The 25,379-nt window shown below is 72.8% G+C and carries 19 protein-coding genes; 5 read left to right on the forward strand and 14 right to left on the reverse strand.

Features of this window, described 5'->3' with window-relative positions:
• Window positions 1-20: 20 nt before the first annotated feature.
• The 3 genes from FHU28_RS12735 to FHU28_RS12745 are packed head-to-tail and all read left to right on the forward strand — an operon-like array spanning window position 21 to window position 4,251.
• Window positions 21-1,733, forward strand: a complete 1,713-nt coding sequence (locus FHU28_RS12735; RefSeq protein ID WP_184683886.1) for an ABC transporter substrate-binding protein — start codon at window positions 21-23, stop codon at window positions 1,731-1,733.
• Window positions 1,730-3,457 carry an ABC transporter substrate-binding protein gene (locus FHU28_RS12740; protein WP_184683888.1) on the forward strand — a complete coding sequence of 576 codons (1,728 nt, stop codon included), beginning with the start codon at window positions 1,730-1,732 and terminating at the stop codon, window positions 3,455-3,457. Before FHU28_RS12735 ends, FHU28_RS12740 begins: the two co-directional genes overlap by 4 nt.
• Window positions 3,458-3,468: 11 nt before the next feature.
• On the forward strand, window positions 3,469-4,251 hold the full coding sequence (locus FHU28_RS12745) for a hypothetical protein (RefSeq protein ID WP_184683890.1): 783 nt from the start codon (window positions 3,469-3,471) through the stop codon (window positions 4,249-4,251).
• Here the strand turns inward: FHU28_RS12745 and FHU28_RS12750 are convergent.
• Both FHU28_RS12750 and FHU28_RS12755 read right to left on the reverse strand, forming a co-directional pair.
• Window positions 4,235-5,608 (reverse strand): metallopeptidase TldD-related protein, encoded by a 1,374-nt coding sequence (locus FHU28_RS12750; RefSeq protein ID WP_184683892.1) that lies wholly within the window; start codon window positions 5,606-5,608, stop codon window positions 4,235-4,237. The genes FHU28_RS12745 and FHU28_RS12750 overlap by 17 nt on opposite strands.
• On the reverse strand, window positions 5,605-7,110 hold the full coding sequence (locus FHU28_RS12755; RefSeq protein ID WP_184683894.1) for a TldD/PmbA family protein: 1,506 nt from the start codon (window positions 7,108-7,110) through the stop codon (window positions 5,605-5,607). The genes FHU28_RS12750 and FHU28_RS12755 overlap by 4 nt, the downstream gene beginning before the upstream one ends.
• 412 nt (window positions 7,111-7,522) lie before the next feature.
• Between FHU28_RS12755 and FHU28_RS12760 the strand changes: the two genes are divergently transcribed.
• Window positions 7,523-8,794, forward strand: coding sequence for a cellulose-binding domain-containing protein (locus tag FHU28_RS12760; RefSeq protein ID WP_184683896.1), 1,272 nt, complete (start codon window positions 7,523-7,525; stop codon window positions 8,792-8,794).
• Between the two features lie 111 nt (window positions 8,795-8,905).
• Here FHU28_RS12760 and FHU28_RS12765 read toward each other — a convergent pair whose 3' ends face one another.
• Window positions 8,906-9,757 (reverse strand): helix-turn-helix transcriptional regulator, encoded by an 852-nt coding sequence (locus FHU28_RS12765; protein ID WP_184683897.1) that lies wholly within the window; start codon window positions 9,755-9,757, stop codon window positions 8,906-8,908.
• Between the two features lie 86 nt (window positions 9,758-9,843).
• On the opposite strand from FHU28_RS12765, the gene FHU28_RS12770 reads away from it, so the two are divergent.
• Window positions 9,844-10,641 (forward strand): SDR family NAD(P)-dependent oxidoreductase, encoded by a 798-nt coding sequence (locus FHU28_RS12770; RefSeq protein WP_184683899.1) that lies wholly within the window; start codon window positions 9,844-9,846, stop codon window positions 10,639-10,641.
• A 5-nt stretch (window positions 10,642-10,646) separates the two neighbouring features.
• Here the strand turns inward: FHU28_RS12770 and FHU28_RS12775 are convergent, their stop codons facing one another.
• The 11 genes from FHU28_RS12775 to FHU28_RS12825 all read right to left on the reverse strand — a co-directional run bounded on the left by FHU28_RS12775 (window position 10,647) and on the right by FHU28_RS12825 (window position 25,129).
• Entirely contained in the window at window positions 10,647-11,345 is a 699-nt protein-coding gene (locus tag FHU28_RS12775) for a DUF4386 domain-containing protein (protein ID WP_184683901.1), read from the reverse strand.
• 162 nt (window positions 11,346-11,507) lie between these two features.
• Window positions 11,508-12,596, reverse strand: coding sequence for a TFIIB-type zinc ribbon-containing protein (locus tag FHU28_RS12780; RefSeq protein WP_184683903.1), 1,089 nt, complete (start codon window positions 12,594-12,596; stop codon window positions 11,508-11,510).
• Window positions 12,597-12,642: 46 nt separating this feature from the next.
• Window positions 12,643-13,791 (reverse strand): SPFH domain-containing protein, encoded by a 1,149-nt coding sequence (locus tag FHU28_RS12785; protein ID WP_260412919.1) that lies wholly within the window; start codon window positions 13,789-13,791, stop codon window positions 12,643-12,645.
• A 123-nt stretch (window positions 13,792-13,914) separates the two neighbouring features.
• Window positions 13,915-14,991: a glycosyltransferase family 2 protein gene (locus tag FHU28_RS12790; protein ID WP_260413426.1), complete on the reverse strand. Its 1,077-nt coding sequence runs from the start codon at window positions 14,989-14,991 to the stop codon at window positions 13,915-13,917.
• A 55-nt stretch (window positions 14,992-15,046) separates the two neighbouring features.
• Complete coding sequence (locus FHU28_RS12795) at window positions 15,047-16,831, reverse strand: hypothetical protein (protein ID WP_184683907.1); 1,785 nt, start codon at window positions 16,829-16,831, stop codon at window positions 15,047-15,049.
• An 87-nt stretch (window positions 16,832-16,918) separates the two neighbouring features.
• On the reverse strand, window positions 16,919-17,509 hold the full coding sequence (locus FHU28_RS12800; RefSeq protein WP_184683909.1) for a DinB family protein: 591 nt from the start codon (window positions 17,507-17,509) through the stop codon (window positions 16,919-16,921).
• A gap of 43 nt (window positions 17,510-17,552) precedes the next feature.
• Complete coding sequence (locus tag FHU28_RS12805; protein WP_184683911.1) at window positions 17,553-17,972, reverse strand: PPOX class F420-dependent oxidoreductase; 420 nt, start codon at window positions 17,970-17,972, stop codon at window positions 17,553-17,555.
• Between the two features lie 108 nt (window positions 17,973-18,080).
• Entirely contained in the window at window positions 18,081-19,208 is a 1,128-nt protein-coding gene (locus FHU28_RS12810; protein WP_184683912.1) for an RICIN domain-containing protein, read from the reverse strand.
• A gap of 11 nt (window positions 19,209-19,219) precedes the next feature.
• Entirely contained in the window at window positions 19,220-20,959 is a 1,740-nt protein-coding gene (locus FHU28_RS12815) for a family 43 glycosylhydrolase (RefSeq protein WP_184689484.1), read from the reverse strand.
• Between the two features lie 124 nt (window positions 20,960-21,083).
• Window positions 21,084-23,513: a ricin-type beta-trefoil lectin domain protein gene (locus tag FHU28_RS12820; RefSeq protein ID WP_184683914.1), complete on the reverse strand. Its 2,430-nt coding sequence runs from the start codon at window positions 23,511-23,513 to the stop codon at window positions 21,084-21,086.
• A gap of 284 nt (window positions 23,514-23,797) precedes the next feature.
• Entirely contained in the window at window positions 23,798-25,129 is a 1,332-nt protein-coding gene (locus FHU28_RS12825; protein ID WP_184683916.1) for a cellulose binding domain-containing protein, read from the reverse strand.
• Between the last annotated feature and the right edge of the window lie 250 nt (window positions 25,130-25,379).

The following is a 25,379-nucleotide window of genomic DNA, read 5'->3' on the forward strand; positions in this document are numbered from 1 at the left end:
ACGACGAAAGGTGTGTGTCGATGAACGGCGGCCAGCCCCGGTACGGGGGCACCCTGCGGCTCTACGGGCCCGGCAGCATGGACCATCTCGATCCGGCCTGCGCCTACTACATGCTCGGCGGGCAGATCATCCGGCTCTTCGCCCGGCAGCTCTTCACCTACCGGCCGGTCGCCGACCTGCGTGACCCGTCGGCCGTCACGCCCGTGCCCGACGTGGCCGAGGCGGTGCCGACAGTGGACAACGGCGGGATCAGCGCCGACCACACCCGCTACACGATCCGGTTGCGCCCCGGCGTGTACTGGGACACCGACCCGCCCCGGGAGGTGACCGCCGGGGACTTCGTGCGCGGCTTCAAGCGGATGACCAACCCGGTGCTGCGGGCCGGCGGGATCGGCTACTTCACCAGCACCATCCGGGGGATGGCCGAGTACTGCGACGCGTACGACGCCGCGATCACCTCGGCCGAGCCGACCGCCGCCGAGCTGGCCGCGTTCCAGAACAGCCACGAGATCGCCGGGCTGCGGGCCGTCGACGACCGGACGATCGTGTTCGACCTGATCCGCCCGGCGGTGGACTTCCTGCACATCCTGGCGCTGCACTTCGCCTCCGCCGCCCCGGTCGAGTACGACGAGGTGCTGCCGGACAGCGCGGAGTTCCGGCGGCGGGTGCGCTCCAACGGGCCGTACCGGGTCACCCACTACGTCCACGGCGAGTCGGTGCGGCTGGCGCGCAACCCGGTGTGGCGCAAGGCGTCCGACCCGGTGCGCCAGCAGTACCTGGACGGGGTCGAGGTGACCATGGAGATCGCCACCCCGCAGCAGGTGGGTGAGGTGATCGACAGCGGGCGCGCCGACCTGTCCTGGGCGTCACCGATCACCGAGCCCTACGTCGCGCCGCCCACCGACCCGGGCAACGACCTCGGCTACGCGCTCAACCCGTACCTGGTGTTCAACCTGCTCAGCCCGAACGCCGACCGGGCGATGAGCAAGCTCAAGGTGCGCCAGGCCATCGCGTACGCGATGAACAAGGCCGCGATCGCCGAGATCTACCACGACCTGGAGGCCGGGACGGTGATGCTGCCCGGCCACACGGCGATCCCGCCGGGCAACGACGGGCACGTCGACTTCAACCTGTATCCGACACCGGGCGACCGGGGCGACCCGGAGCGCTGCCGGGCGCTGCTGGCCGAGGCGGGCTACCCGGACGGGCTCACCCTCACCGCCGTGCACCGGGACGTGGACGCCAACCCGGAGGTGGCCCGCTCCTACGCCACCGACCTGGAGAAGGGCGGCATCAGCGTGCGCCTGGTCGCGCTCGGCCACGCCGAGTACTACCAGTTCCTGCGCGACCCGGCCAACGCCCGCGCCGGCGCCTGGGACATCTCCGCGCCGTCCTGGACGCCCGACTGGTTCGGCCCGAACGGGCGCACCTACGTCCAGCCGATGTTCCAGACGAACACGTCCCGCGGCACCAGCAACTACGGCGGATACAGCAACCCGGAGGTCGACCGGCTGATCGAGGAGGCGCTCGGCGCCACCGACCGGGCCCGCGCCACCGAGCTGTGGCACCAGGTCGACCTGCACGTCATGCGGGACGCCGCGATCGTGCCGATCCTCGTGCACGCCCCGACCATCCCGCACCGCAAGGGCCGGCGGGTCCGCAACGCGATCGCCATGCCCACTGTGGACCGCTGGTTCGACCTGTCCAACCTCTGGCTGGAGGAGTCCGCATGACCGCAGCAGGCACGCCGACGGCCGCCGCGCACACCTCCGGCGGGGCCGGACCGCGTCGCGGCGGCACGCTCACCCTGGTCGGCGCGGGCGACGTCGACCACCTCGACCCGGCGCTGGCGTACCACACGGTGACCCGGGGGATCATCCGCGCGTACACCCGGCAGCTGGTCACCTACCCGGCGACGCGCGACCACCGGCGCGCGGGCGACCTGGTGCCGGACCTGGCGGTGGCGGCGGACGGTCCGTACGACGACGAGGGCCGCCGCTACCGGTTCACGCTGCGCGACGGGCTGCGCTGGGACCTGCCGAACGGGCCCCGGCCGCTCACCGCCGCCGACGTGGTACGCGGCATCAAGCGGCTGGCCCACCCGATGGCGCCCAGCCCTGGCCTGCCCTACTACCTGAGCACCGTCGAAGGGCTCGCCGAGTTCCGCGACGACCTGCTCACGCTGCCCCGCGACCTCAACGTGGTGGCGCCCTACCTGGAGGCCGCCGAGGTGCCCGGGCTGCGGGTGCTCGATGGCCGGACGCTGGAGCTGACCACCCGCCGCCCCACCCCGGACTTCCTCAACATCCTGGCGTTGCCGTTCGCCTCCCCGGCGCCGGAGGAATACCTGTGGTTCGTGCCCGGCAGCCCTGAGCTGGACCAGCGGATCGGCTCCATCGGGCCGTACCGGATCACCGGCTACGAGCCGGACCGGCGCATCACGCTGGAGCGCAGCCGCACCTGGGACCCGGCCACCGACCCGGTCCGGGCCGCGCACGTGGACCGGATCGAGGTGCGGCAGGGGCTCGACGAGAAAACCTGCCACGACATGGTGATCGCCGGCGACGCCGACATGATGTGGGACATCCAGCCGCTGACCGAGCGGCTGCCGGAGATGTTCGCCGCCGGGGATCCCCGGCTGGAGGTCTGCCCGGCCGGCCTGTTCAGCCCGTACCTGGTGATCAACGTGCTCAGCCCCAACGAGGGCGGCGCGCTGGCCCGCCGGGAGGTCCGGGAGGCGTTGCAGTACGCGATCGACAAGACCACTGTGGCCGAGGTCTGGGGCGGGCCGCGCCTCAACGACATCGCCGAGCAGATCCTGCCGCCGCTGTGCCGCGCGCACCGGCCGTTCGCCCCGTACGCCGCGAACGACGGCGCCGGCGACCCGGAGCGGGCCCGGCGGCTGCTCGCCGACGCCGGCTACCCGGACGGGCTCACGTTGAAGCTTGTCTACCGGGACCGGGACATCCACCCGGAGACCGCGCGGGTGGTCCGCGCCGCCGCCGCCCGGGCCGGCATCACCCTCGACCTCGTCCCGGCCGGCATCACCGAGCTGTTCGGCACGTACCTCGGCCGGGCCGACGGGGCCCGCGAGGGCCGCTGGGACGTGGCGCTGTCCGGCTGGGAGCCGGACTGGCACGGCAACAACGCCCGCGTCTACCTCCAGGCGCTCTTCGACAGCTCCGGCGTCTCCGACAACGACGACTGGGGGTCGAACTTCGGCCACTACCACAACCCGGTCGTCAACGAGCACATCGACGCGGCGCTGAGCTGCGCCGACGAGACGACCGCGAACGAGCACTGGCGGGCCGCGGAGCGGGAGGTGCTGCGCGACTGCGCGGTGGTGCCGATCCTCTTCGCCCACCAGTACTGGCTGCGCGGGCACCGGGTGCGCAACTGGCTGCCGTACCCGGTGCTCAACGGTGACCTGACCAACCTGTGGCTGGGGGAGGACTGACGCCCGGGTCGATGAGCGGCGACGACCACCGGCTCACCGTACGTCTCGGCGAGCTGGCCCAGACACACGCCGACCGGGCGGCGGCGCGCGCCGGCGTGCCCGCCGTCCGGCTGGACCGGCTGGCCGCCGAGTCGCTGCGGCTGGACGAGGACTTCTGCCGGGAGGTGGCCGACCGCTACGAAGCCGCCCCGATGGTCACCGCCGGCACGGAGCGCGGGTACGCCCGGCTGGCCGAGGAGAACCTGCGGCAGTTCCGGCTGATCGGCGAGGTGGGCATCCGGGTGCTGCCGTGGACCGGGCCGGGGCAGCCGTACCGGGACTCGCGGGACCTGGTCGCGCGGGTCCGCTCGACCGGCCTGCTCCACGTCTTCCTCACCCGCCACGGGCACGGACCGGCCGGCGCGGGCGGCGACCATCCGCTGCGCGCCCCCGCCGGAGTCCGGGCCGGCGGGGAGGAACTGCTGCACAACGACATCTTCCGGGCGGTGCACGACGTCTTCGGGCACGTCCTGTTCGGCAACACGTTCGGGCCGCGCGGGGAGTTCCGGGCCACCCGCTGCCACCTCGCGATGTACCCGGCCGACCTGCACCCGCTGGTCTTCGCCGAGTTGGTCGGCCAGCTCTGCTGGTTCTTCCACGGCCCGCACCTGCGCCGCCCGGACGGGACGCTGCCCCGGCGCGGCGAGCCCGGGTACGTGCCGCCGCCACGGCGTCCGTACCCGCCGCAGAAGCAGCTCGTGTACGACAGGCGCACCCTGGACCGGTTCGCCGCGCTGTTCACGTCGCCGGGCTGACCGCCGACATCAGGAAGTCGGGCACCCGCAGCGGCGGCATCACCATCCGGGTGAAGTAGTCGCCCCACTCCCGGGGCAGCGCCGCCGCCGGCCGCCCGGCCTCGGTGGCCCGGGCCAGCAGCGACAGCGGGCTCTCGTTGAACCGGAAGTTGTGCACAGTGCCGACGATCTCGCCGTCCTCCACCAGGCGCACGCCGTCGCGGGTGAGGCCGGTCAGCAGCAGCGACGCCGGGTCGACGTCGCGCAGGTACCACAGCGAGGTGAGCAGCAGGCCGCGCCGGGTGGAGCGCACCATCTCGGGCAGCGTCGGCGCGTCCGGCCCGCCCTCCAGCACCAGGTTGTCCACCATCGGGGTGAGCGGCGCGCCGGTCCGCGCGGCGGTGTGCCGGGTCTGCACGAGCGCGGTCAGTACGCCCTCGTCGATCCAGCGGGTCGGCCGCAGCGGCAGCCCGTTGTCGACCACGGCGGTCAGGTCGTCGGTGCCCCGGCTGACCGTGAACGGGGCGCAGGGCAGCAGCGGGTGGTCCGGGTCGCTGCGCAGCGTCAGCGGCAGCGCGGTGAGGCGCTCGCCGATCGGCAGGCGGCCGTCCGGGCGGCTGAACGCGGTACGCCCGTCCAGCGCGCCGCGTGCGCCGGCGGCCAGGTAGAGGTGGAGCATCAGGTCGGCCACGCAGTTCGGGGTGAGCAGCACCTCGTAGCGTCCCGGGGGCAGCTCGACCCGGCGGCCGGGCCGCGCCAGCGTGGCGGACAGCTCAGCGGCGAGCGCCGGCACGTCCAGCCCGGTCAGGCCGGGCGCCGTCACACCGGCCCAGGCCGAGTCGTCGCCGTCGCGCACGCTCAGGTCGAACAGGCCGGTGGACTGCGGGTGCCGCAGGCGGGCGCCGGTGGACGCGGCGAGATAGGTGGTGACCACCCGGTGCTCGGTGTAGCCGTAGAGCCGCCGCCGCCCGGCTGCCGCGAACGCCTCGGCCAGGCCGGGCAGCACGTCGCGGAACGCGTCGACCGAGGTGAAGCCGGGCGGCTCCGCCCAGGACGGCGTCCGCCACGGCTCGGGCAGCGACGCCGCGTCGGCGGCGGGCGGGGCGTCGCGGGCGGCCCGCTCGGCCGCGCGGACCAGGCCGGGCAGCGCGTCGCCGAGCGCGCCGCCGTGCCCGACCAGCCCGACGTGTACGCCTGCGGCGCCGTCCCGTACCGCCACCGCAGTCACCCGGCGGGACCGCACGCTGCCGTTCGTGGTGAGCGCGTTGCCCGCCCAGCGCATGTGCGCGGCGGCCGTCTCGTCGGCGATCAGCAGCAGCTCGTCGGCGTCGCGCCGGTGCCGCAGCGCCGCTTCCAGGGCGTCCTGGATCCCGCTCACCCGTCCCGCCCTCCGGTGTCGACGACGTCGATGCCGCGGAACACCGCGGCCGGGCAGCCGTGGCTGGCCGCGCTCGCCTGCACCGGCTGACCCTTGCCGCACATGTCGGCGCCGGAGAGCAGCCAGGTGCCCTCGCCGCCCAGCCCGCACAGCGCGGACCAGAACGCCGTGGTCTCCGCCTGGTACGCCGCGCCGGACACCTGCCCGGCCAGCCGCCCGTTGCGGATGCGGTGCCAGCGCTGGGCGGTGAACTGGAACTGCCGCCGGCGCATGTCGATCGACCAGCTGTCCGAGCCGGCCAGGTAGAAGCCGTCCGTCACGCCCGCGATCAGGGCCGCCGTGTCCGGCCCGCCCACCGCCGGCCGCAGCGACACGTTCGGCATCCGGGCCATCGGCGTGTGCCGGTACGACTCGGCGTACGCGCAGCCGGCGGAACGCGGCAGGCCGGCCTGCGCGGCCGAGGCCCGGTCGTGCTGGAAGCCGACCAGGACGCCCGCCTCGACCAGCGGCCAGGACTGCGCGGCCACGCCCTCGTCGTCGAACCCGACGGTGGCGAGTCCGTGCGCGGCCGACCGGTCGGCGTCCACAGTCATCAGCGACGAGCCGTACCGCAGCCGCCCGGCCGACTCGGGGGTGGCGAACGTGCCGCCCGCGTACGACATCTCGTGGCCCAGCGCCCGGTCGTACTCGGTGGCGTGCCCGACCGACTCGTGGATGGTGAGCCAGAGCTGCGACGGATCGATCACCAGGTCGTACCGGCCCGGTCGCACCGGCGGCGCCTGCGTCTTCTCGGCCAGCAGCGCCGGCAGTTCGGCCAGCTCGCCGGCCCAGTCCCAGCCCTCACCGTGCAGGTACTCCCAGCCGCGGGCCACCGGCGGGCCGACCGTCCGCAGCGTCTGGACGCCGCCGTCGCGCGGGTGCCGGCCCACCGCCAGCACCTGCGGGTGCACCCGGACGCGCTGCTGGGTGACGGCGGTGCCGCCGAGGTCGGCGTAGTACGTGTTCTCCTGGGCGGCGCTGACGCGGGCCAGCACGTGCGCCACCGACCCGTGCGCCAGCAGCCCGGCGCACCAGTGGCTGAGCAGCTCCGCGCGTTCGCTCTCCGGCACCTCGAACGGGTTGATCCGGTACGGCGAGCGCCAGGTCGCCGCCGGGTACGCGGGCTCGGGCGCGAGCGCGACAGGCGCGCCGCCGACGTCGGCGCAGGCCCGGGCCAGCTCCAGCGCGTCGTCGCAGGCGCGTACCGCCGCCTCCGGCGTCAGCTCCGGCGTGGCGGCGAAGCCCCACGCGCCCCGGTGCAGCACCCGTACCGCCAGGCCGGTCTCGGTCTCCTCCTCGCTCGCCCGCAGCGCCCCGTCGTGCACGACGGTGCGCCCGGAGCGGACCCGCTGCACCCGCAGCGCGGCGTACCGCGCGCCCCGCTGCCGGGCCCGGGACAGGGCGGCGTCGGCGAGGCGGGCCACTGGAAGGGCGAGGAAGGAGTCGTCGATCTCGTCGGGCACACGCGCCTCCGGTCGCCGGGGTGCCGCCGTCCGCGCCGGTGGCGCGGCGGCCCGGGGGTTGCGGTGAGGAGACTAGTGCGGCGGGCGGGCCCCGCACAGGGGGCCGCATGGCGGCCGGGCGGCCGACCAGCGCCGTCGCCGCGCAACACAGCAATCGGGAAGAAGACCACGGCCGCGCCGGGGCGCTTGATTGGATCGGCGTCGCTCAATAGATTGAGGGCGGGCGCCGCCGAGGTCCGCACGACCGGGCCGTCGGCGGCTGACAGGTCCACCCCGAGCCGGGCACGTCGGTCGTCCGTACCGACTTCTCACAGTGGCGCATCGACGCGCCGCCACCGAAGCGCGTCGCCGCGCCGCCGTCCGTCCGGACGCGCGTCGTCGCGCCGCGCCGCCCGACGCAGAAGGACTTCCCATGACGATTCTCCGTATCCGCTCCGGCCCGGCCCTGGCGGCGGTGACCGCGGCGGCCGCCGTCGTGGCGGCCACCGCGACCGCGCTGCTCGCCGGCCCGGCCGCAGCCGCGCAGGGCTGCCAGGTCGACTACACACCCAACCAGTGGCCCGGCGGGTTCACCGCGAGCGTCAAGGTCTCACCCGGCGACTCGGCCGTCTCCGGGTGGACAGTCACCTGGACGTACGCCGGCGACGAGCGCGTCACGAACGGCTGGAACGCCACTGTCAGCCAGTCCGGTTCGACTGTCACCGCCCGCAACATGTCGTACAACGGCGGCATCCCGGCCGGCGGCTCCACCGAGTTCGGCGTGCAGGGCACGTTCAGCGCCGCCGGTGGCGCGCCGAGCGGGTTCACGCTCAACGGCGTGCCGTGCAACGGCGCCGCGCCGTCCCCGACCGTCGTGCCCACCACCGCGGTGCCGACCACGGCGCCGCCGACGAGCGCCCCGCCCACGACGGCCCCGCCGACCACGGCGCCCCCGACCAGCGCGCCGCCCACGACGGCGCCGCCGACCAGCGCGCCCCCGACGACCCCGCCGCCGAGCGGGTGCGCCGGGGCGGTGCTCTGCGACGGCTTCGAGAACCAGACCGGCTCGACGCCGTCCGGCGACTGGGCGGTGGTGAGCCCGGACTGCTCCGGCGCCGGTACGGCCACAGTGGACACCACCACCACGCACAGCGGCAGCCGCGCGGTCCGGATCAACGGCGCCGCCGGCTACTGCAACCACGTCTTCGTCCGGACCACGAAGAACCTCAGCGGCCTGGGCAGCGTCCGGTACGCCCGGATCTGGGTGCGGCACACCACCGCCCAGCCCACCGACCACACCACGATGATCACCATGGCGGACGCCGCCGACGGCAACCGGGACCTGCGGCTGGGCGGCCAGAACGGCGCCCTGCAGTGGAACCGCGCCTCCGACGACGCCACGCTGCCCGAGCAGAGCCCGGCCGGGGTGGCGCAGAGCGTGCCGCTGCCCACCAACCGCTGGGCCTGCCTGGAGTTCATGGTGGACGGATCGGCCGGCCAGCTCCGTACCTGGCTGGACGGCGTCGCCGTCACCGGGCTGACCGCCGACGGCGTACCGACGCACGACATCGACGGCCAGTGGTACAACCGCACCTGGCGGCCGCAGCTCACCGACCTGAAACTGGGCTGGGAGAGCTACGGCGGCGGGGCCGACACCCTCTGGTACGACGACGTGGCGATGGGATCGACCCGGATCGGCTGCTGACGCGGCACACCGACGAGTGGAACGTCATGGGTGTCTCGGCGCCAAGTTGACACCCATGACCTTCCACCGAGCCGGGCGGCCCGTGGACGGCCGCTCGGCGCGGCCGCGGGGTCAGTGCTCGACGGTCATCCGCTGGGTGCCGATCACGGAGAGCAGGCGCAGCGCCTCCTCCGACGGGGAGCCGGGCGTGGCGGTGTAGATGACCACCTGCTGGTCGCGGTCGGTGATGTCGAGGACGTCGCAGTTGACAGTCACCGGCCCGACCAGCGGGTGCCGGAACGTCTTGCTCAGCGTGCGGGCGCCGTCCACCTCGTGGGAGTCCCACAGGCGGGCGAACTCCTCGCTGCCGGCGAGCAGGTCCGCGATCAGCGCCGCCATCTCCGGGTCGTCCGGATAGCGGGCCGCGGCGGCGCGCAGCCGCCCGACCGAGTGACGGGCGAACTCGCCCACGTCCGACACGTCGTACCGCCCCGCGCCGCGCAGGTGCGGGCCGAGAAAGGCCCGGCGGACCAGGTTGCGGTCCCGCCGGGGCACTGCGGAGAAGTCCTCCATGAGGGCCGCCGCGAGGTCGTTCCAGGCGATCACCTCGAACGTCGCCGAGGTCACGAACGCCGCCGCCTGCGGCAGCCGGTGCAGCAGGTCCAGCACGCTCTGCCGTACCTCCCGGGGTGGCCCGGGCGGCGGCGCGGGCGGCTCCCCGGCCAGGTGGTGGAGGTGGTCGCGTTCGGCGTCGGACAGCCGCAGCGCGCGGGCCAGCCCGGCCAGCACCTCGCGCGACGGCCGCGGCCCTCGCCCCTGTTCCAGCCGGGTGTAGTACTCGGTCGAGATGAACGCCAGCCGCGCCGCCTCCTCGCGGCGCAGCCCCGGCGTGCGGCGGCGCCGTCCGGCGGGCAGGCCCACGTCGGCCGGGGTGATCCGCTCCCGCCTGTTGCGCAGGAACAATGCCAGCTCACGTCGGTCCACGACCCCAGTGTGCCCGTGCGCGGCGGCGCGTAGCCAGGTACCGCCGGTGCCTGGATGGGCTCCGCGACCGGCCGCAGGCTTGCCGCATGGACACCACACGAACCGATACGACCGTCCACCCGACCGCCGGTCTGCTGGCCGGCAAGGTCGCCTTCATCACCGGCGCCGGGCGTGGCATCGGCGCCGCGGCGGCCCGGCTGTTCGCCGCCGAGGGCGCCCGGGTGCTGCTCGCCGCCCGGACCGAGGAGCAGTTGAAGGCGGTCACCGAGCAGGTCCGGGCCGCGGGCGGCACCGCCGAGTACGTCGCCTGCGACCTGGCCGACGCGGCGAGCGTGCGCGCCGCCGTGGACCGCACGGTCGAGGTGTACGGGCGCCTCGACGTCGCCTTCAACAACGGTGCGACGATCGTGCCGCCCGGACCGATGGACCAGGTGCGCGAAGAGGACTTCGACCACGTCTACACCGTCAACCTCAAGGGGCCGTGGCTCGCCATGGTCGCCGAGGTCGCGGCGATCCGGGCCACCGCCGGCACCGGCGCGATCGTGAACAACTCCAGCGTCGGCAGCCTGATGGGCAACCCCGAACTGCCCGCGTACGGGGCGATGAAGCGCGCGGTGAACAGCCTCACCGAGTCCGCGGCGATCACCTACGGGCCGGAGGGCATCCGGGTCAACGCGATCGCCCCGGGCAGCACGCTCACCGAGATGATGCGGGCCTGGGACGCGGAGTCGCCCGGCATCATCGACCGGCTCGCGGCCGCCAGCCCGTTGCGCCGGGCCGCCGAACCCGACGAGATCGCGCAGGCCGCCGCCTGGCTGCTCAGCGACCGCGCCTCCTTCGTCACCGGGGCCGTGCTGCGGGTCGACGGCGGCGCGCGGGCCTGACCCGGTCAGACGGTGGCATCCTGGACCGGGCGGGGCTCGACCGCGCCGGCCGTGACGGGGGAGGGCCGGAAGCCCTTGACGACCAGGTAGACGCCGAGCGAGAACTCCCACACCGCGATGGGCAGGGCGGCGACCGCCGCCACCGGGGACAGCCGGTCCCAGGCGCCGAACAGGGTGCCGAGGTCGGAGGCGACGAGCAGCGGCGTTGCGGCGAGCCCGAGCATCGGCAGCCAGCGCGGCACGAGGCGGGACTGGTACAGCAGGGAGCCCAGCAGCAGGGCGTTCACGGCCGGGAGGAGCGCCTGGCTGAGCAGGAACACCGAGTCGTAGAACGCGACGAGCGTCTGGCCGGTGACGAGCGCGTCCGGCTCGGCCCCGGCCCGCCGCAGGGCGACCAGGGTCAGGATGCTCGCGACACCGATGAAGATGCCGGCGGCCTCCAGCACCCGGGCGGCGACGAAGCCCAGCGCCCGCGCCTCACCCTGCCGCTTGAGCACCGGGTACAGCGCTATCGCGGTGCCGATGCAGGCGAGGGCGACGATCACCTCCAGGACGCTGCCGACGACGACCGGCGTGTCCGGCGTGGTGCCGAGGACGTAGTCCGGCTCGCGTACCGGGGCGTACAGGCTGAGGGTGGGGATGGAGACGAAGGTGAGCAGGTAGAAGCCGCCCGCGACCAGCGACGTCTTGCGCAGTGAGTCCATCAGGGCTGCCCTCCGCCGCTCGGCCGGTGGTGGTCGTGCCCTCACTCTCACGTGGATCGGCGCGGCGGCGAATCGGCCGCTCGGTCAGTCTCCTCGCGCGATGCGCACGGGCCACCGGTAACGGATACCGGTGGCCCGTGGGCGTTCGACGGGGCAGCGACGCTAACGGCTCGTCATGAACGCCACCACTATGGCGACGAGCACCAGCGCGGCGAACACCGCCGCCGCGATCTTCGCGGCGCTGTACGGCCGCTCGCCGATGACCTCACCGGTGCGCGCGTTCACCAGAACCTGGTACGAGCGGCCGGCGTGCAGGTACGCGGCGATCCACACCGGCAGCAGGATCAGCTTGTACGACACGTCGGAGTACGTGGTGTCCACCGCGGACACCCGTTGCTCGTCGCCGCCGATGTCCGAGCGGCAGTCCCCCTGGATGACCGGCGCCATCCGCGCCTTCGCCTCGGTCAGGCCCGCCTCGGGCTCGGTGTCGTACCGCAGCGCCTGGTATCCGGCCAGGTAGTCGCCGTGGTACGCGGCCGCCTCGGTCAGCGGCCACGGCGCCAGCTTGTCCAGCTGCTCGGTGGGCAGGTGGGTGGTGGCGGGCACCAGCACGTCGTCGAAGTCCCGGCTGACGGTGCCGGCGGCCGGATGCCACCGGGTGTGCCGCACCTGCCGGGTCCGCGTCTCCTGCTTGCCGTCGACTGTGACCGTGTACGTCTCGGTGACGTAGTAGTGCTCGCCCCGCTGACCCTGGTAGTCCGACACGGTCCGCGCGTCGAACGTCCAGTGCGGCAGGTAGGTGCCCTTCAGCGTCTCCGCCTCGCTGATCTTCTTCAGGCTCCCCGGCGCGAACCAGCGGCTGCTGCACCACTCGCCGAGCGCCGTCCGTACGCCGTTGCGGTCCACGGCGAACGGCAGCACCGCCTCCGGCGCGATCAGCTCGCCCGCCGCGGCGTCGGCCACCAGCGGCGTGGCGCAGAACTGGCAGCGCTGCGCCAGCACGTCGCTCTCCGTCCGGGCGCCGCAGCCCGGGCAGACGAACGTGTGCGCGCCGACGCTCGCCACCGGCTTGCGGGGCAGCGACGCCAGATCCGCGTACGCGTGCTCGCGCACCTCGCGGCCGGCGCCGGCAATCTCCTGCCGGTGCCCGCAGTACGGGCAACTGAGCGTCGTCGTGCCCGGCGCGAACTCCACCCGGGCCCCGCAACCCCCGCACCGGTATGAGGGCGGGGAGACAGTCGTCTCGCTCATGCCGGCACCTGCCCGCTGCGGGGGCGACTCACCCGCTGACGCGCGCTCATTGCGGCGGCAGCGGCGGCGGGACGCTGGCGAGCACCGACGCCAGTTCCGGCACCTGTCCGGCGGGCTGCCACTGCGCCATCCCGGCACGCCAGACCAGCGTGTCCGGGCCGAGCGCGCCCGCGCCCGCCTGCTCGGCCAGCCCACCGAGGTCGTACGGGCCCTGCCGCTGGCCACCGACGCCGACGTACCACTGGGCCTGGCCCGGCAGCGGCGGCGGCTCGGCGGCGCCCGGCTGCGCGGTCGACGGCTGCCCGGCGGCCGGCTGTGCGGGGGCCGGCGTCGGCTGCGTGGCCCCGCCGCCGCCCATGGTGCGGGCCATCTGCTGGCCCATCGCCATGCCCAGGCCCAGGCCGATGCCCGCGCCCGCCTCGCCGCCCGGGTTGTTCGCCGCGGCCTCCATCGCGTTGGCGGCCTGGAAGCGGGTGTACCGGTCCAGGTCGCCGACCGCGCCCATGCTGGTCCGCTTGTCCAGCGCCTGCTCGACCTCCGGCGGCACCGACACGTTCTCGATGACGAACTTGGGGATCGCGATACCGACCTCGGCCAGTTCCTCGGTCAGCACAACGGCCAGCCGCCGACCGATCGCGTCCTGGTGCGCCGCGAGGTCCAGCAGCGGCACACCGGCCGTGGCGAGCGCGCCGCCGAACCGGCCCACGATCAGCTGCCGCAGGTACTCCTGCACCTCCTCGGTGCGGAACTGCGGGTCGGTGCCGACCAGCTCACGCAGCAGCTGCGCCGCGTCGACCACCCGCGCCGCGAAGGCGCCGAACGCCCGTACCCGCACCACGCCGAACTCGGCGTCGCGCAGGATCACCGGGTTCTGGGTGCCCCACTTCATGTCGGTGAACTGCCGGGTGTTGACGAAGTACACCTCGGCCTTGAACGGCGAGTTGAAGCCGTACTTCCAGCCCTTCAGGGTGGACAGGATCGGCAGGTTGCGGGTCTCCAGCGTGTACGTCCCCGGCGGGAAGACGTCGGCGATCTTCCCCTCGTTGACGAACACCGCCGTCTGGGACTCCCGGACGACCAGCTTGGCGCCCATCTTGATCTCGTTCTGATACCGGGGGAACCGCCAGACGATCGTGTCCCGGCTGTCGTCCAGCCACTCGACGATGTCGATGAGTTCGCCCCGGAGCTTGTCCATCAGCCCCATCGCAACCCTTTCCTCGGCGCCGGTCTCCGGCGTCGCGGGCGACGATAGCAACCCCCCGCCACCTGCGAAAAGAGAACGATTGTGCGCTGATCGGCGGGCACTGACAGCGGTCGCTCAGTCGGCGTCGCCGCTCATCGATTCCCCGGTGGCGTGACGCCGGGAGGCATCTCGGGACGGATCATCCCAAGCCGGCGCCGCGCGTGGACCCCGGTCGGCGGACCACGCCGCGCGCTGGTTCGGCAGCCGGGGCGTGCCGCCGGTCTCCGTGACCGGACGTTCGGTCTCCTGCACCAGATAGTGCGGCCGGCGCTTGGTCTCGTAGTAGATCCGGCCGATGTACTCGCCGATCACGCCCAGGATCATCATCTGGATGCCGCCGAGGCCGATCACGCTGACGATGATGGTGGTGTAACCGGGCACGTCGATGCCCTTCTCCACGGCGTCGGCGACCACCCACGCCATGTAGCCCACTGCGATGAGCGTGAGGAACAGCCCGCCGTAGATCGCCAGGCGCAGCGGCCGGTTGTTGAACGACAGCAGCCCGTCGAACGCGTAGTTGAACAGCTTGCCGAACGTCCACCGGCTCCGCCCCGCCTGCCGGCTCTCGTTGTGGTGCGCCACCACCACGGTGCGGAAGCCGATCCACGAGAACAGGCCCTTGGAGAAGCGGTTGTACTCGGGCATCGCCAGGATCGCGTTCACCGCGAGCCGGGACAGCAGGCGGAAGTCACCCGCGCCGTCCAGCAGGCGGACGTCTATCCACCAGTTGACCAGGCGGTAGAACGAGCGTGAGGCGACCATCCGGATGAACCGGTCGCCGCGCCGGTCGCGGCGGGCGATCACCTGGTCGAAGCCCTGGCGGTAGAGCGCGACCATCTCGGGCAGCAGGCGCGGCGGGTGCTGCAGGTCGGCGTCCATGATGACTACCGCGTCGCCGGTGGCCCGGTGCAGCCCGGCGAGCATGGCCGCCTCCTTGCCGAAGTTGCGGCTCAGCGACGTGTAGCAGACCGTCGGATCGGTGGCGGCGAGCCGGCGCAGCGCCGCGAGCGTGCCGTCCTCGCTGCCGTCGTCGACGTACACCACCTCGACGTCCACGTCCGGGAGTTCGGCGAGCGCGGTGCTGAGCATCTCGTGCAGCCGCTCCACCGACTCTTCCTCGTTGAAGCAGGGCACCACCACCGACAGCCGCATCGCCGTCGCCCCGCCCGGCCCGCCGCCCGGGCGCGCGCCCCCGGCGCCGGCGGCGTCAGAGCCGGTAGACGAGCGTGCCATCGAGTTCCTCCCGGGTGATGCCCAGTCCGTCGACGGGCCGGTTCTCGATGCCCTCCCACGGCGTGCCCGCCGCGCGGCTCGGCACCGCGACGACCGACCGGACGCCGATCCCGCGCAGGTACGCCACGCTGCCCGCGTCGGGGAACGTGGCCACGGCGACCCGGGTCTGCGCCTGGGTGACCGGCTCGAAACCGCCGAGCCCGTTGGTGATCCGGGGGAACCCGTCGGTTGACCAGAGCATGTAGTTGAGGTCGCCGATCCCGCCGGCGGGCAGCACCAGCATCGGTTCCGGCGCGGTCCGCATCGCCGCCGGCGGCGTCGGCACGACCGGGTGCGGCGTGCGGTTGACGCCCTCCAGCGTCACCAGCGCCAGCGGCACCAGCAGGACCAGCGGTGCCACGGCCCGCGACCAGCGGTGGGCCGAGGGCCGGTGCCACGACTCGGCGAGCGCCGTGACCAGCCCGGCGGCCAGGACCGCCAGCAGCAGGCTGGTCCAGTGCATCATCCGGCCCGGGGTGCGCAGCGCGTCCCAGCCGGGCAGGAGCGTGGACAGCGTCAGATAGCCGGGGTCGCCGTCCCCGCCGAGGGTGGCGCCCAGGCCGAGCAGCACGGTGCCGAGCACGCCGAGGCCCAGCGCGACCCGGTGCCGCACCGGGAACGACGAGACGAACAGCCCCGCCGCGGCCAGCCCGATCAGCGTCATCCCGGGCAGCAGCGCCATCTCCGGCGGCCAGGTCAGCTGTTCCCGGGCGGCGGCGTGCCGTTCTCCCCACAGCCACGAGTCGCCGGGCGCGGTGATGAACCCGATCAGGGGAGGGGAGAACATCTTGGTCCAGTCCAGCGAGCGGACGGCCTGCGGGTTGAGGTCGACGACGCGCAGGTAGACCAGGCCGAGCAGCAGCGTCACGGCGCCGAACACGGCGCCACCGGCCAGGTCCGCGATCAGCAGCCGGCGGCCGAACGGCGGACGCTCCCGCTTGCGCCACCAGGACCAGCCGTAGAAGCCGGCCGCCACCAGCACGGCGGCCAGCAGGAAGTAGACGAGCGGCAGCCCGATGCCGAAGCCGAGCGTGACCTGCCAGGCGGCGACGAGCCACCCGGCCACCGCCCAGCCGGGACGGCGGCGCTCCGGCCGGTAGCCGTGGCGCAGCGACCAGCCGTGACCCCGGGCCAGCATCGCCAGGGCCAGCGCGATCCCGCCGCTGGACAGGATGTTCAGGTGGCCGGAGTGCGCCAGCCGCCAGGGCGCGTACGCCCACGCGATCCCGGCGACCGCACCGCCCCAGCGGTTCGCGCCGAGCTGCCGGGCCAGCGCGTACGCCCCGAGGAACGCCAGCGCGTGCAGCAGCACGTAGAGCACGTTGTAGCGGATCACGGCGGCCTCGAAGCCGGAGCCGACCATCCCGAACGGCGCGTAGCCGAGCAGGGTGTCGCTGTAGGCGTAGGTGTACCGCTCCGGGAAGAACGTGTTCGAGTGCCAGAGGTTGGCCGGGTCGTTGAGCAGGGCGTGCCCCGACCAGGCGACCTGCCACGCCTGCAACGTCGGGTCGCCCAGGTCGCCGGGGATCGTGGTCGCCGGGTGCCGCATCGTCGGCCAGGTCAGCACCACCGCCAGCAGCAGGCTGCCCAGGATCGCCAGCGTCCACTCCGGGTTCGGCCGGCGCCATCGGCGCGTGCGCTTCGACGGCACGTCGGCTGGAGGCTGGGCGGAGCTGGCGTCCTCAGCGGTCGGCGGGGCGGCGGCGGACCGGATGTTCATGGGATAGATGCTTCACGATGCTGCTGGTCCTGTCGATCCACTGTCCGAAATATGGTTGAAACTTCCGGTCCCATTACCGGAAGCCGCCTACCCGAACCGGTCGGCGAGCGCCGACAGCCGGTCGACGTACGCCGGCCAGTCGTAGCCCTCGGGGACGTTCCGGTTCTCCCGCCCCAGCCCGATCGCCGCGTCGTGCTGCTCGCGCAGGATGTCGGCGTGCCCGGCGTGCCGGGCCAGGTCGACGCAGACGTGCACGATGACCTGGTGCAGCGTCACGTCCTGCCGGCCGGGCTGCCACCACGGCACCCGCCCCGGCGCGTCCAGCGGCAGCGTGTCGATCGTCTGGTCCGCGAACGCCGCGACGCGGCGGTACAGGTCGATCAGCCCGTCCTTGGTCTCGTCCTCGCGGGCGTACCAGTCGGCCTGCGGGTCCGCGTCGAACGTCTCGCCGGCGACCAGCTCCGCCGGTGTGGGGAACTCGCGACCGAACGTCGGCCCGAAGTAGCCGGCCTCGACGTTCAGGCAGTGCTTGAGCAACCCCAGCAGGTTGTTGCCGGTCGCGGTGCGGGGAAGCCGGGCCTCGCGTTCGCTCAGCCCGTCGAGCTTCCAGATCAGGTTCTCCCGGATCGCGCGCAGGTAGTGGTGCAGCGCTGCCTTGGGGTCGTACGGCTCACTCATGCCCGACACTCTTCCGCATGGGTCGGACATTGTGGGGGCATCGTCAGCCGGTCTGGTTGTTGTCCTTGTGCGCGCCCCACCCGTGCCAGCGCTCGATCTCGATCCACGCGCTGACCCGCTTGCGGTCCCGCCTGGGGTACGGCCGTCCGGTGTAGTGCTGCGAGACCCGGTCGATGTCCGCCATCTCCTCGTCGTCGCGCAGCTCGACCACCCGCCCGATCAGGCTGACGTGGGTGTACCAGCCCTGCTCGTCCAGCACGGTCACTGTGACCCGGGGGTCGTGGCGCAGGTGCGCCAGCCGGCGGCGACCCTCGTCCATGTTCACCAGGACGCGGCCGTCCTCCCACAGGTACCAGGTGGCGGCGGACACCGGCTGGCCGTCGTCGCGCAGCGTGGCGATGACGGCCGGGTTCGGCTTGCGCAGCATGGCGACGGCGGGCTCGGGCAGCGGCGGCTTCGACATGGTTCGCACTCTACGTACCCGCCGGGCCCGTCGCTGGTCATGCGCCGGTTACCGGCCCCGACGGGCTCCCCGGCGGTGTGGTCCGCCGGGGAGCCCGTCGCGTGCCGGTCAGGCGCGCGCGCTCCACTGCTGGTTGGTGCCGCCGTGGCAGTCCCAGAGGTTGATCCTGGTCCCGTTGGCGGTGCCGTAGCCCGCCGCGTCCAGGCAGCGCCCGGACTGGACGCCGCTGATCGTGCCGTTGGCGTTGAGGTTCCACTGCTGGTTGGGCTGGCCGTTGCAGTCCCAGATGATCACGCTGGTGCCGTTCGCGGTGCCCCGCCCGTTGGCGTCGAGGCACTTGTTGCCGAGCACCTGCAACTGCTTGGCCGAGGTGTAGGTCCAGCGCTGCATCGTGCCGCCCCAGCAGTCGTACAACTGCACGGCGGTGCCGTTCGTGGTGCTGCCGTTCGGCACGTCCAGGCACCGGCCCGAGCCGGCGCCGACGAGCTGCACGTTCTGGTACGTGCCGCCGCCGCCGCTGCCGGGGGTGCCGATGCTGCCGGACACCGACTGCAACGCGCGGTACCAGACCGCCGCCATCTTGTCGTAGCCGGTGGCGGTCGGGTGGATGCCGTCGATCAGGTCGGCGGTGGTCAGCGCCGAGTACTGGTCGACAAGGTGGACGCGCTTGCCGGCGTTCACCTTCGACTGCACGATGCCGGGCAGCGCGGCGTTGAACGTGCGTACCGCCGCCGCCTGGCCGGAGTTGGCGAGCGGGATGATCTGCGCGACGAACACGTCCGCGTTCGGCGCCGTGGCGGTGATGCGGTCGATGAGCGAGGAGAGCCGGTTCGGCGCGGTCGAGACGTTGTAGTTCTGCAGGATGTCGTTGGTGCCGATGTGCAGCAGCACGGTGCGCGGCTGGTAGGCGTTCAGCCAGCCGGTGATGTTGGCGTCGATCTGGTCGATGCGCCAGCCGGGGTGGCCCTCGTGGTCGTGGTCGCCGAGGTTGCCCGGCCCGTTGAACTGGGAGCCGACCAGGTCGACCCGGTAGCCGCCGCCGGCCAGCCGCTGCCACAGGCCGATCCGGTAGCCGCCGGGCACCTGGGTGCCCTCGGTGATGGAGTCACCGAGCGGCATCACCCGGGTGCCGCCGTTGGACTCGGCGGCCGCCGGTCCGGTTGCCGTCAGGACACCGGAGGCCAGCACGGCGAGCGCGGCGCCCGCGGTGAGCCATCTCCGCACAGTGGTACGCATGACTGCTCCTCTCACGGGGTGGTGCAGGTCAGGGAAGGGGTGGTGGGCGAGCCGTTGGCGATGAAGCCGAACGTGGTGGAGCCGGACGCGGGCACGGAGCCGTTGTACGCGGCGTTGCTGACGGTCGCGGTGGAGCCGCTGGTGCTCAGCGTGCCGCTCCAGACCTGGTTGATGCTCTGGCCACTGGCCAGGTTCCATCGCACCGACCAGCCGTTGAGCGCCGCGGCGCCGGCCGTGACGGTCACCTCGGCCTGGAAGCCGCCCGACCAGGAGTTCGTGGTGCGGTAGGTGGCGGTGCAGGCGTCACCGCTCGGCGGCGGCGTGGTGGGCGGCTGAGTGGTCGGCGGGGGATCGATCGGCGGCGGCGTGGTGGTCGGCGGGTCGGTGGGCGGCGGCGTGCTCCCGGCGGGGGTGAACCGCCAGTGGTCGATGTTGAACAGCGAGCCGCTGCCGCCGGTGAACCGCAGGTAGAGGTCGTGGGTGCCGGTGGCGCCGCTGACCGCGCAGGTGGTGTCGGCCCAGGTCTGCCAGCCGCCGGTGCCGGACACCCGGCAGGTGCCCACCACCGGGCCGCCGGTGCTGTCGAGCCGCAGCTCGATGGTGCCGCCACTGCCCGCGGAGGCCACCCGGGCGGTGTACGAGGTCGCGCCGGTCCCGAAGGCCACGCCCTTGATCTTCAGGTAGTCGCCGTTGTCGATGAAGCCGACGTTCATCCCGCCGCCGCCGGCCGGCTCGGTCTCCACGCCGGACGCCCACGCGCTCGTCTCGGCCTCCTGCCGGATGTACGGGTTGAGCGTGCCGATCTGCGGCGCGCCGGTGGTGGTCATGTTGATCGTCGGGATCGAGCCGTCGGCGCCGTAGGAGAACTTCTCCACCGCCACCGACCTGGTGAAACCGCCGCCGCCGGGCAGCGCGCCGTTGTGGTAGAAGAAGTACGAGCCGCCCTTGTAGTCGGTGATCCCGGGGTGGTTGGTGAAGCTGCTGCCCTGGGTGGGCATGACGGTGCCGCGGTACGTCCACGGTCCCAGCGGCCCGGGCGCTGTCGAGTAGGCGATGAACTCCGAGCAGCACTTGGCCGCGAAGACCATGTAGTAGAGGCCGTTGCGCTTGTACACCCACGGACCCTCCTCGTAGAGGGTCGGCCGGTTCGCGTCACCGGTCCGCGCCCCGAAGCCCGCCGCGGTCAGCGGGATCTGGGTCGGGCTGCCCGAGTACGAGGTCATGTCCGCGTTCAGCTTGACGTACCACAGGCGGGGGTTGCCCCAGTACAGGTACGCCTGTCCGTCGTCGTCGATGAACACGGTGGGGTCGATCTCGCCGTTGCTCACCAGCGGGCGCCCGATGGCGTCCCGGAACGGCCCGGTTGGGCTGTCCGCCACAGCCACCCCGATGCCCATCTGGCCGGTCGCCCGCACGACCATCGGCACGTACCAGTAGAACTTGCCGTTGCGGTGGACCGCCTGGCCGGCCCACGCGTCCTGCTTGGCCCAGCTGAACGTGGCGAGGCTGAGCGGCGATCCGTGGTCGGTCCAGTTCACCATGTCGTCGGACGAGTAGACCCGCCACTCCTTCATGGTGAACCAGGTCGAGTTGTCCTCGTCGTGGCCGGTGTACAGGTAGACCCGGTTGTTGTACACGAGCGGGGCCGGGTCGGCCGTGTAGATGGTCTGCACGATCGGGTTGTCCGCCCGGGCGGCGGTCGGGTTCAGCCCGCCGGCGATGGCCGGGGCCAGCCCGAGCAGGGCGAGCATGGTCACCGCCAGTGCGAGCCATCGTCTGGTCCGGCGGTCGGTTCTCCATAGCGTTGACGTCACAGGTCTTCTCCCGGGGTAGGCCGCGCCGCGGCGGGTGGTGTGGTCGGCGAGGGTCGGGCCGTCACGCCCGGCTCCACTTCTGGCTGTTCGCGCCGGTGCAGGCGGACAGGACGACGGAGGTGCCGTTGCCGGTCCCGCCGCCGTTCGGGCTCAGGCACAGTCCGGACTGGACGCCGGTGATCGTGCCGTCGGTGTTGACGTTCCACTGTTGGTTGGTGCCGCCGTTGCAGTCCCAGATGATCACCCGGGTGCCGGACGAGGTGCCCTGCCCCTCGGCGTCCAGGCACTTGCTCCCGTACACCTGGAGTTGCCGGCTCGACGTCGCCGTCCACTGCTGGTTGGTCCCGCCGTTGCACTCCCACAACGTCACCTGGGTGCCGTTGGTCTGGGACTGGTTCGGCACGTCGAGGCACCGGCTGGAGTTGGGGTTGAGCCAGGCGCCGCTCGTACCGCCGGGGTTGCCGCCCGGGCCGGCGACCACCGACAGGTTGTCGAACTGCGCGGTCTCGCCCTGGCTGGTGCCGAAGCCGACCTGGCCGGTGCCGAACGTGGAGTCGGTGGCCGTGCCGACCGTCGTGCCGTCGATCGTGGCGGTGATGGTGGTGCCGGAGAAGCCGAGCGCGAGGCTGTGCCAGCGGTTGGTGCCCAGGGCCGCGACGTTCCCGCTGCGCAGCGTGGTGAGCTGCCCGGCGGTGTTGTTGCGCAGGATGGACCACGCGCCGGAGTCGGTGACCCGCAGGAAGTAGGCGTTGTAGCGGCCGATGGGGTCCAGGTTGGTGCTGCCGACGCGGCCCTGGATCTGGGCGTAGCCGGACTGTTCGAGCAGGACGTCGGCGGAGACCGTGTAGTTGCCCCAGCTCAGATTCCCGCCGTAGGTCGCCGGGTCGGCGAGGGTCTTCCAGGTGATGGGCGCCTGCGCGGACATCTGGCGCAGGCACATGCCGGACCGGCCGCCGCCGCAGCCGACGATCTCGAACGCGCCCTGCATGTCCTGGAGGTACTTCGGGAACCGCCCGCTGGCGTAGCTGTCGAAGTCGTCGCGGTAGGGCAGAGCCAGCGAACCCTGGGCGGGGCTGGTGGCGGTGCCCTTGCCCTGCCCGGTCGTGGTGGTGACGGTGTAGAGGTGGCCGGGCTGGGCGGTGAACGAGAACGACCCGCCCGACGGGGTGATGTCCGCGGTGCGGACGAAGAAGTCGTTCGGGTTCGTCGAGTTCAGGTTCGTGGCCCAGATGTGCGCCTGCCCGGTGGACAGCCCGCCGGTGATGTTCATGGTGACCTGCTGGGCCGCGGTGGCGTCCATGGTCTCGACGACAGTGCTGTAGTCGCCGGTGGTGGGCGACCGCAGCGACACGTAGCTGCCGTTGTTGCGGTTGCCGCCCAGGTAGCCCGAGGCCGAGTCCAGGTAGCGCCAGCCGGGCGCGGTGAACTGGGTGGTGTGCGCCAGCGCCCAGGTGTTCTTGCCGACCGAGTACCAGCCGGACCAGGGCTGGTTGGCCAGGATCAGCCCGACCGTGGACCAGGGCAGGTTCGGCGTGATGGCGGCGATCAGGTCCCAGTTGAGGTAGGCGACCATCCGGCCGTCGAGGTAGCCGCGGTTGATGCCGCGGGCCAGCGGCTTGGCGCCGTCGTTGTAGTCCTGGGAGCCGCCCTCGCTGTTCCACAGCGTCTTGCCGGTGGAGGTGGCTGTCGACGACACGGTGCAGGTGGTCTGCGCGCTGAGGTAGCCGCACGGGTAGTGACCGCTGAGCACGTCGATGCTGTTGCGCAGCGTGGCGTTGCTGGCGACGGCGTTGGCCGGTCCCCAGCTACCGGGGTAGTCGTCCCCGTAGATGATCTTCACGCCGCTGTAGCCGTTGGCATTCAGCGCCTGGCGCAGGCTGATGGTCCAGTTCGCGTCCGTCCGCTTCTCGTTCTGGGCGGCGGTGATGTAGTCCATGGTCAGGTTGTGCTGCCGCGCGCAGCCCAGCCAGTCCACGAAGTAATTGATCATGTCCTGGGACATGAAGTTGCCGTTGCCGATCCAGCCGGGAGCGCCCCACGGCAGGGCCGCCAGCTTGATGGCGGGGTTGCGGGCCTTGGCCTGCTCCATGATCCACCACTGGTAGCCGCGGTTGCAGTTGAGATCGCCCCGGACGTGCTCGTGGCTCGGCTCGGACCCGCTGGTGGAGTTGGTGTCGCCGCCCATCTCGACCTTGAGGATCTGCAGCGCGGCGCCGTATCCGGGCTTGAACAGATAGTCCAGGATCTGCCCGCGCTGCGGCTCCGGGTAGTCGATCAGCAGCCGGCTGTTGCCGCCGCCGCCGCTGACCGCGCCCACGCCGTCGAACGTCTGGCCGCCGGAGGCGCCGTTGACGGTGATCGTGGTGGCGGCCTGTGCGGGGCTCGCGGTGAGCGCCAGGCCGCCGCCGGTGGCGGCCAGGGCGAGAACCAGGGCGGGAGCAGCGAGACGCGATGGCCCGGATCGGACGGACCGGGGACGGGGGATCACCATGACGGCTCCTCGGGTACGCGCGGGCACCCGACCGTCCGGACGGTGCCTCACGAGTTGTGGGTGGCCGTCGGTGTCAACGCTAACAGCGTTGGTGCGGCGGCTCCGAGGTGTTGGTGGTGGTGGCCTGCGGAGTCGCGAATGTTAGCGCAAACATCGACCAGTGTTAATTAGAGCACATCCCGACGCCCGGCGGGACATCGGCTGTTCCGGCCGGTGCCGGGCCGGGGCGGCGGCATGCCACCCACGGCCCGGCTCCCCGTGCGGGGATCCGCGGTCCGGTGAGGTCAGGGACTGGTGCAGCTGACGCCGCTGGGCGCGGTGGCTCCGTTTCCGGTGGCGGTGAACCCGAACGTCGTCGAGCCGTTCGCGCCGACCGTGCCGTTGTAGTCGGCGTTGCGGACCGACACCGAGCCCGAGGTGCCGGTGTTGACGCCGTTCCAGAGGCTGCTGATCGCCTGGCCGGAGGCCAGGGTCAGGCGTACGGTCCAGCCGTTGAGCGTGGTCGCGCCGTTGTTGGCCACCGTGACCTCGGCCTGGTAGCCGCCCGGCCAGGTGTTGATGGTCCGGTAGGTCGCGGTGCAGGCGCCCGGCTCACCCGGCGGCGGCGTCGTGACCGGCGGGGTCGTGGGCGGCGCGGTGGTGACCGGCGGCGTGGTCGGCGGCACGGTGGTCGGCGGCACGGTGGTCGGCGGCACCGTGGTCGGCGGCGTGGTGGACGCGAACTGGCTGAAGAACCGCCAGATCTCCCCCGACGTCCAGGTCCGGGAGTCGTTCGGGCTGGACGACCCGTCGACCGGGCTGGGGGTGTGGTCGCCGTCGAACGCCGCCCACTGCACCGGGTAGCCCTCGCGGCAGCCGGAGTACGTGGTGGTGATGTGGGTGAGGCTGCCCCGGCTCGGCTCGCGCGGGCTCTGCGCGGTGCAGCCGTTGTTGCGGACGAACGTGTCGCGCAGCGACCGGCCCATGGAGATGTTCAGCACGCTGTCGTAGATGCCGTGGATGCCGAAGTAGGCGACCGGCTGGGTGCCGCCGTTGCAGCCGCTGAGGTTGGCGCCGGAGATGACGGTGACCGCGCGGACGATCGTGGGCCGGGCGCAGGCCACCGCGTAGCTCATCGCCCCGCCGTAGCTCCAGCCGAGCGCGAACCGCTGGGACGTGTCCACGCAGAGGTCGTTCTCGACCTGCCGGGAGATGTCGTCGAACAGCGTCAGGTCCCGGCCGTTGGTGTTGGCCCAGCCGTTGTCGATGCCCTGCGGCGCGACGAAGATCGTGCTGTTGTTCGACAGCGGCAGCAGGCCGTAGTAGCCGGCCGAGGCCACGTTGTTGGCCGAGCCGTTCAGCCAGTGGAACCCGAAGATCAGCCGGTACGGGCGGTTGCGGTCGTACCCGTCCGGGATGCGCAGGATGTAGCTGCGGTTCTGGCCGCCGCTGGAGATGGTGCGCGTCCCGCTGGACAGCGTGGGCGCCTTGCCGCAGCCGGCGGTCGCCGCGAGCGTGCCGTTGGTCGACGCCTGCGCCGTCTCGCCGAGGTCGGCGCTGAGCGCGCCGCCGGCCGCCGCCGCGAGGAGCACGGCCGCGGCGGCGATGGATGAGAGAAGGGATGTTCGTTTCGCCATTGCTGGACTCCTTGCCCTGGGTGGTGGTGCAGGCCGGACCGTCCGTCGATGCCGACGTCGCCTGCGAAGAGGGCGCGGAGCCGCGCGTGCGGCCGGGGCCGAAGTCGTCCGTTGGCCGCCTGCGTCGGCGTGCATCGGCGGAGCGGCCCGGACTGGTCACCGACCGGCGGGGCGGCGAGGAAGGTGCCTCGGATCGCCTTGCCGATTGCGGGGGTGACGGGGAGCGTGCCCTTCGCTCCCGTGCCGGAAC

It is taken from the genome of Micromonospora echinospora (assembly GCF_014203425.1).
In the GTDB taxonomy this organism is placed as follows: Bacteria; Actinomycetota; Actinomycetes; order Mycobacteriales; family Micromonosporaceae; genus Micromonospora; species Micromonospora echinospora_A.

What these genes read in the sequence shown, in the direction of transcription:
- FHU28_RS12825 (WP_184683916.1), bottom strand. Translation starts at nt 25,129, where the DNA reads ATGGCGAAACGAACATCCCTTCTCTCATCCATCGCCGCCGCGGCCGTG.
- FHU28_RS12760 (WP_184683896.1), top strand. Translation starts at nt 7,523, where the DNA reads ATGACGATTCTCCGTATCCGCTCCGGCCCGGCCCTGGCGGCGGTGACC.
- FHU28_RS12745 (WP_184683890.1), top strand. Translation starts at nt 3,469, where the DNA reads ATGAGCGGCGACGACCACCGGCTCACCGTACGTCTCGGCGAGCTGGCC.
- FHU28_RS12815 (WP_184689484.1), bottom strand. Translation starts at nt 20,959, where the DNA reads ATGCTCGCCCTGCTCGGGCTGGCCCCGGCCATCGCCGGCGGGCTGAAC.
- FHU28_RS12795 (WP_184683907.1), bottom strand. Translation starts at nt 16,831, where the DNA reads ATGAACATCCGGTCCGCCGCCGCCCCGCCGACCGCTGAGGACGCCAGC.
- FHU28_RS12805 (WP_184683911.1), bottom strand. Translation starts at nt 17,972, where the DNA reads ATGTCGAAGCCGCCGCTGCCCGAGCCCGCCGTCGCCATGCTGCGCAAG.
- FHU28_RS12790 (WP_260413426.1), bottom strand. Translation starts at nt 14,991, where the DNA reads ATGCGGCTGTCGGTGGTGGTGCCCTGCTTCAACGAGGAAGAGTCGGTG.
- FHU28_RS12775 (WP_184683901.1), bottom strand. Translation starts at nt 11,345, where the DNA reads ATGGACTCACTGCGCAAGACGTCGCTGGTCGCGGGCGGCTTCTACCTG.
- FHU28_RS12780 (WP_184683903.1), bottom strand. Translation starts at nt 12,596, where the DNA reads ATGAGCGAGACGACTGTCTCCCCGCCCTCATACCGGTGCGGGGGTTGC.
- FHU28_RS12770 (WP_184683899.1), top strand. Translation starts at nt 9,844, where the DNA reads ATGGACACCACACGAACCGATACGACCGTCCACCCGACCGCCGGTCTG.
- FHU28_RS12820 (WP_184683914.1), bottom strand. Translation starts at nt 23,513, where the DNA reads ATGGTGATCCCCCGTCCCCGGTCCGTCCGATCCGGGCCATCGCGTCTC.
- FHU28_RS12810 (WP_184683912.1), bottom strand. Translation starts at nt 19,208, where the DNA reads ATGCGTACCACTGTGCGGAGATGGCTCACCGCGGGCGCCGCGCTCGCC.
- FHU28_RS12800 (WP_184683909.1), bottom strand. Translation starts at nt 17,509, where the DNA reads ATGAGTGAGCCGTACGACCCCAAGGCAGCGCTGCACCACTACCTGCGC.
- FHU28_RS12785 (WP_260412919.1), bottom strand. Translation starts at nt 13,791, where the DNA reads ATGGACAAGCTCCGGGGCGAACTCATCGACATCGTCGAGTGGCTGGAC.
- FHU28_RS12735 (WP_184683886.1), top strand. Translation starts at nt 21, where the DNA reads ATGAACGGCGGCCAGCCCCGGTACGGGGGCACCCTGCGGCTCTACGGG.
- FHU28_RS12740 (WP_184683888.1), top strand. Translation starts at nt 1,730, where the DNA reads ATGACCGCAGCAGGCACGCCGACGGCCGCCGCGCACACCTCCGGCGGG.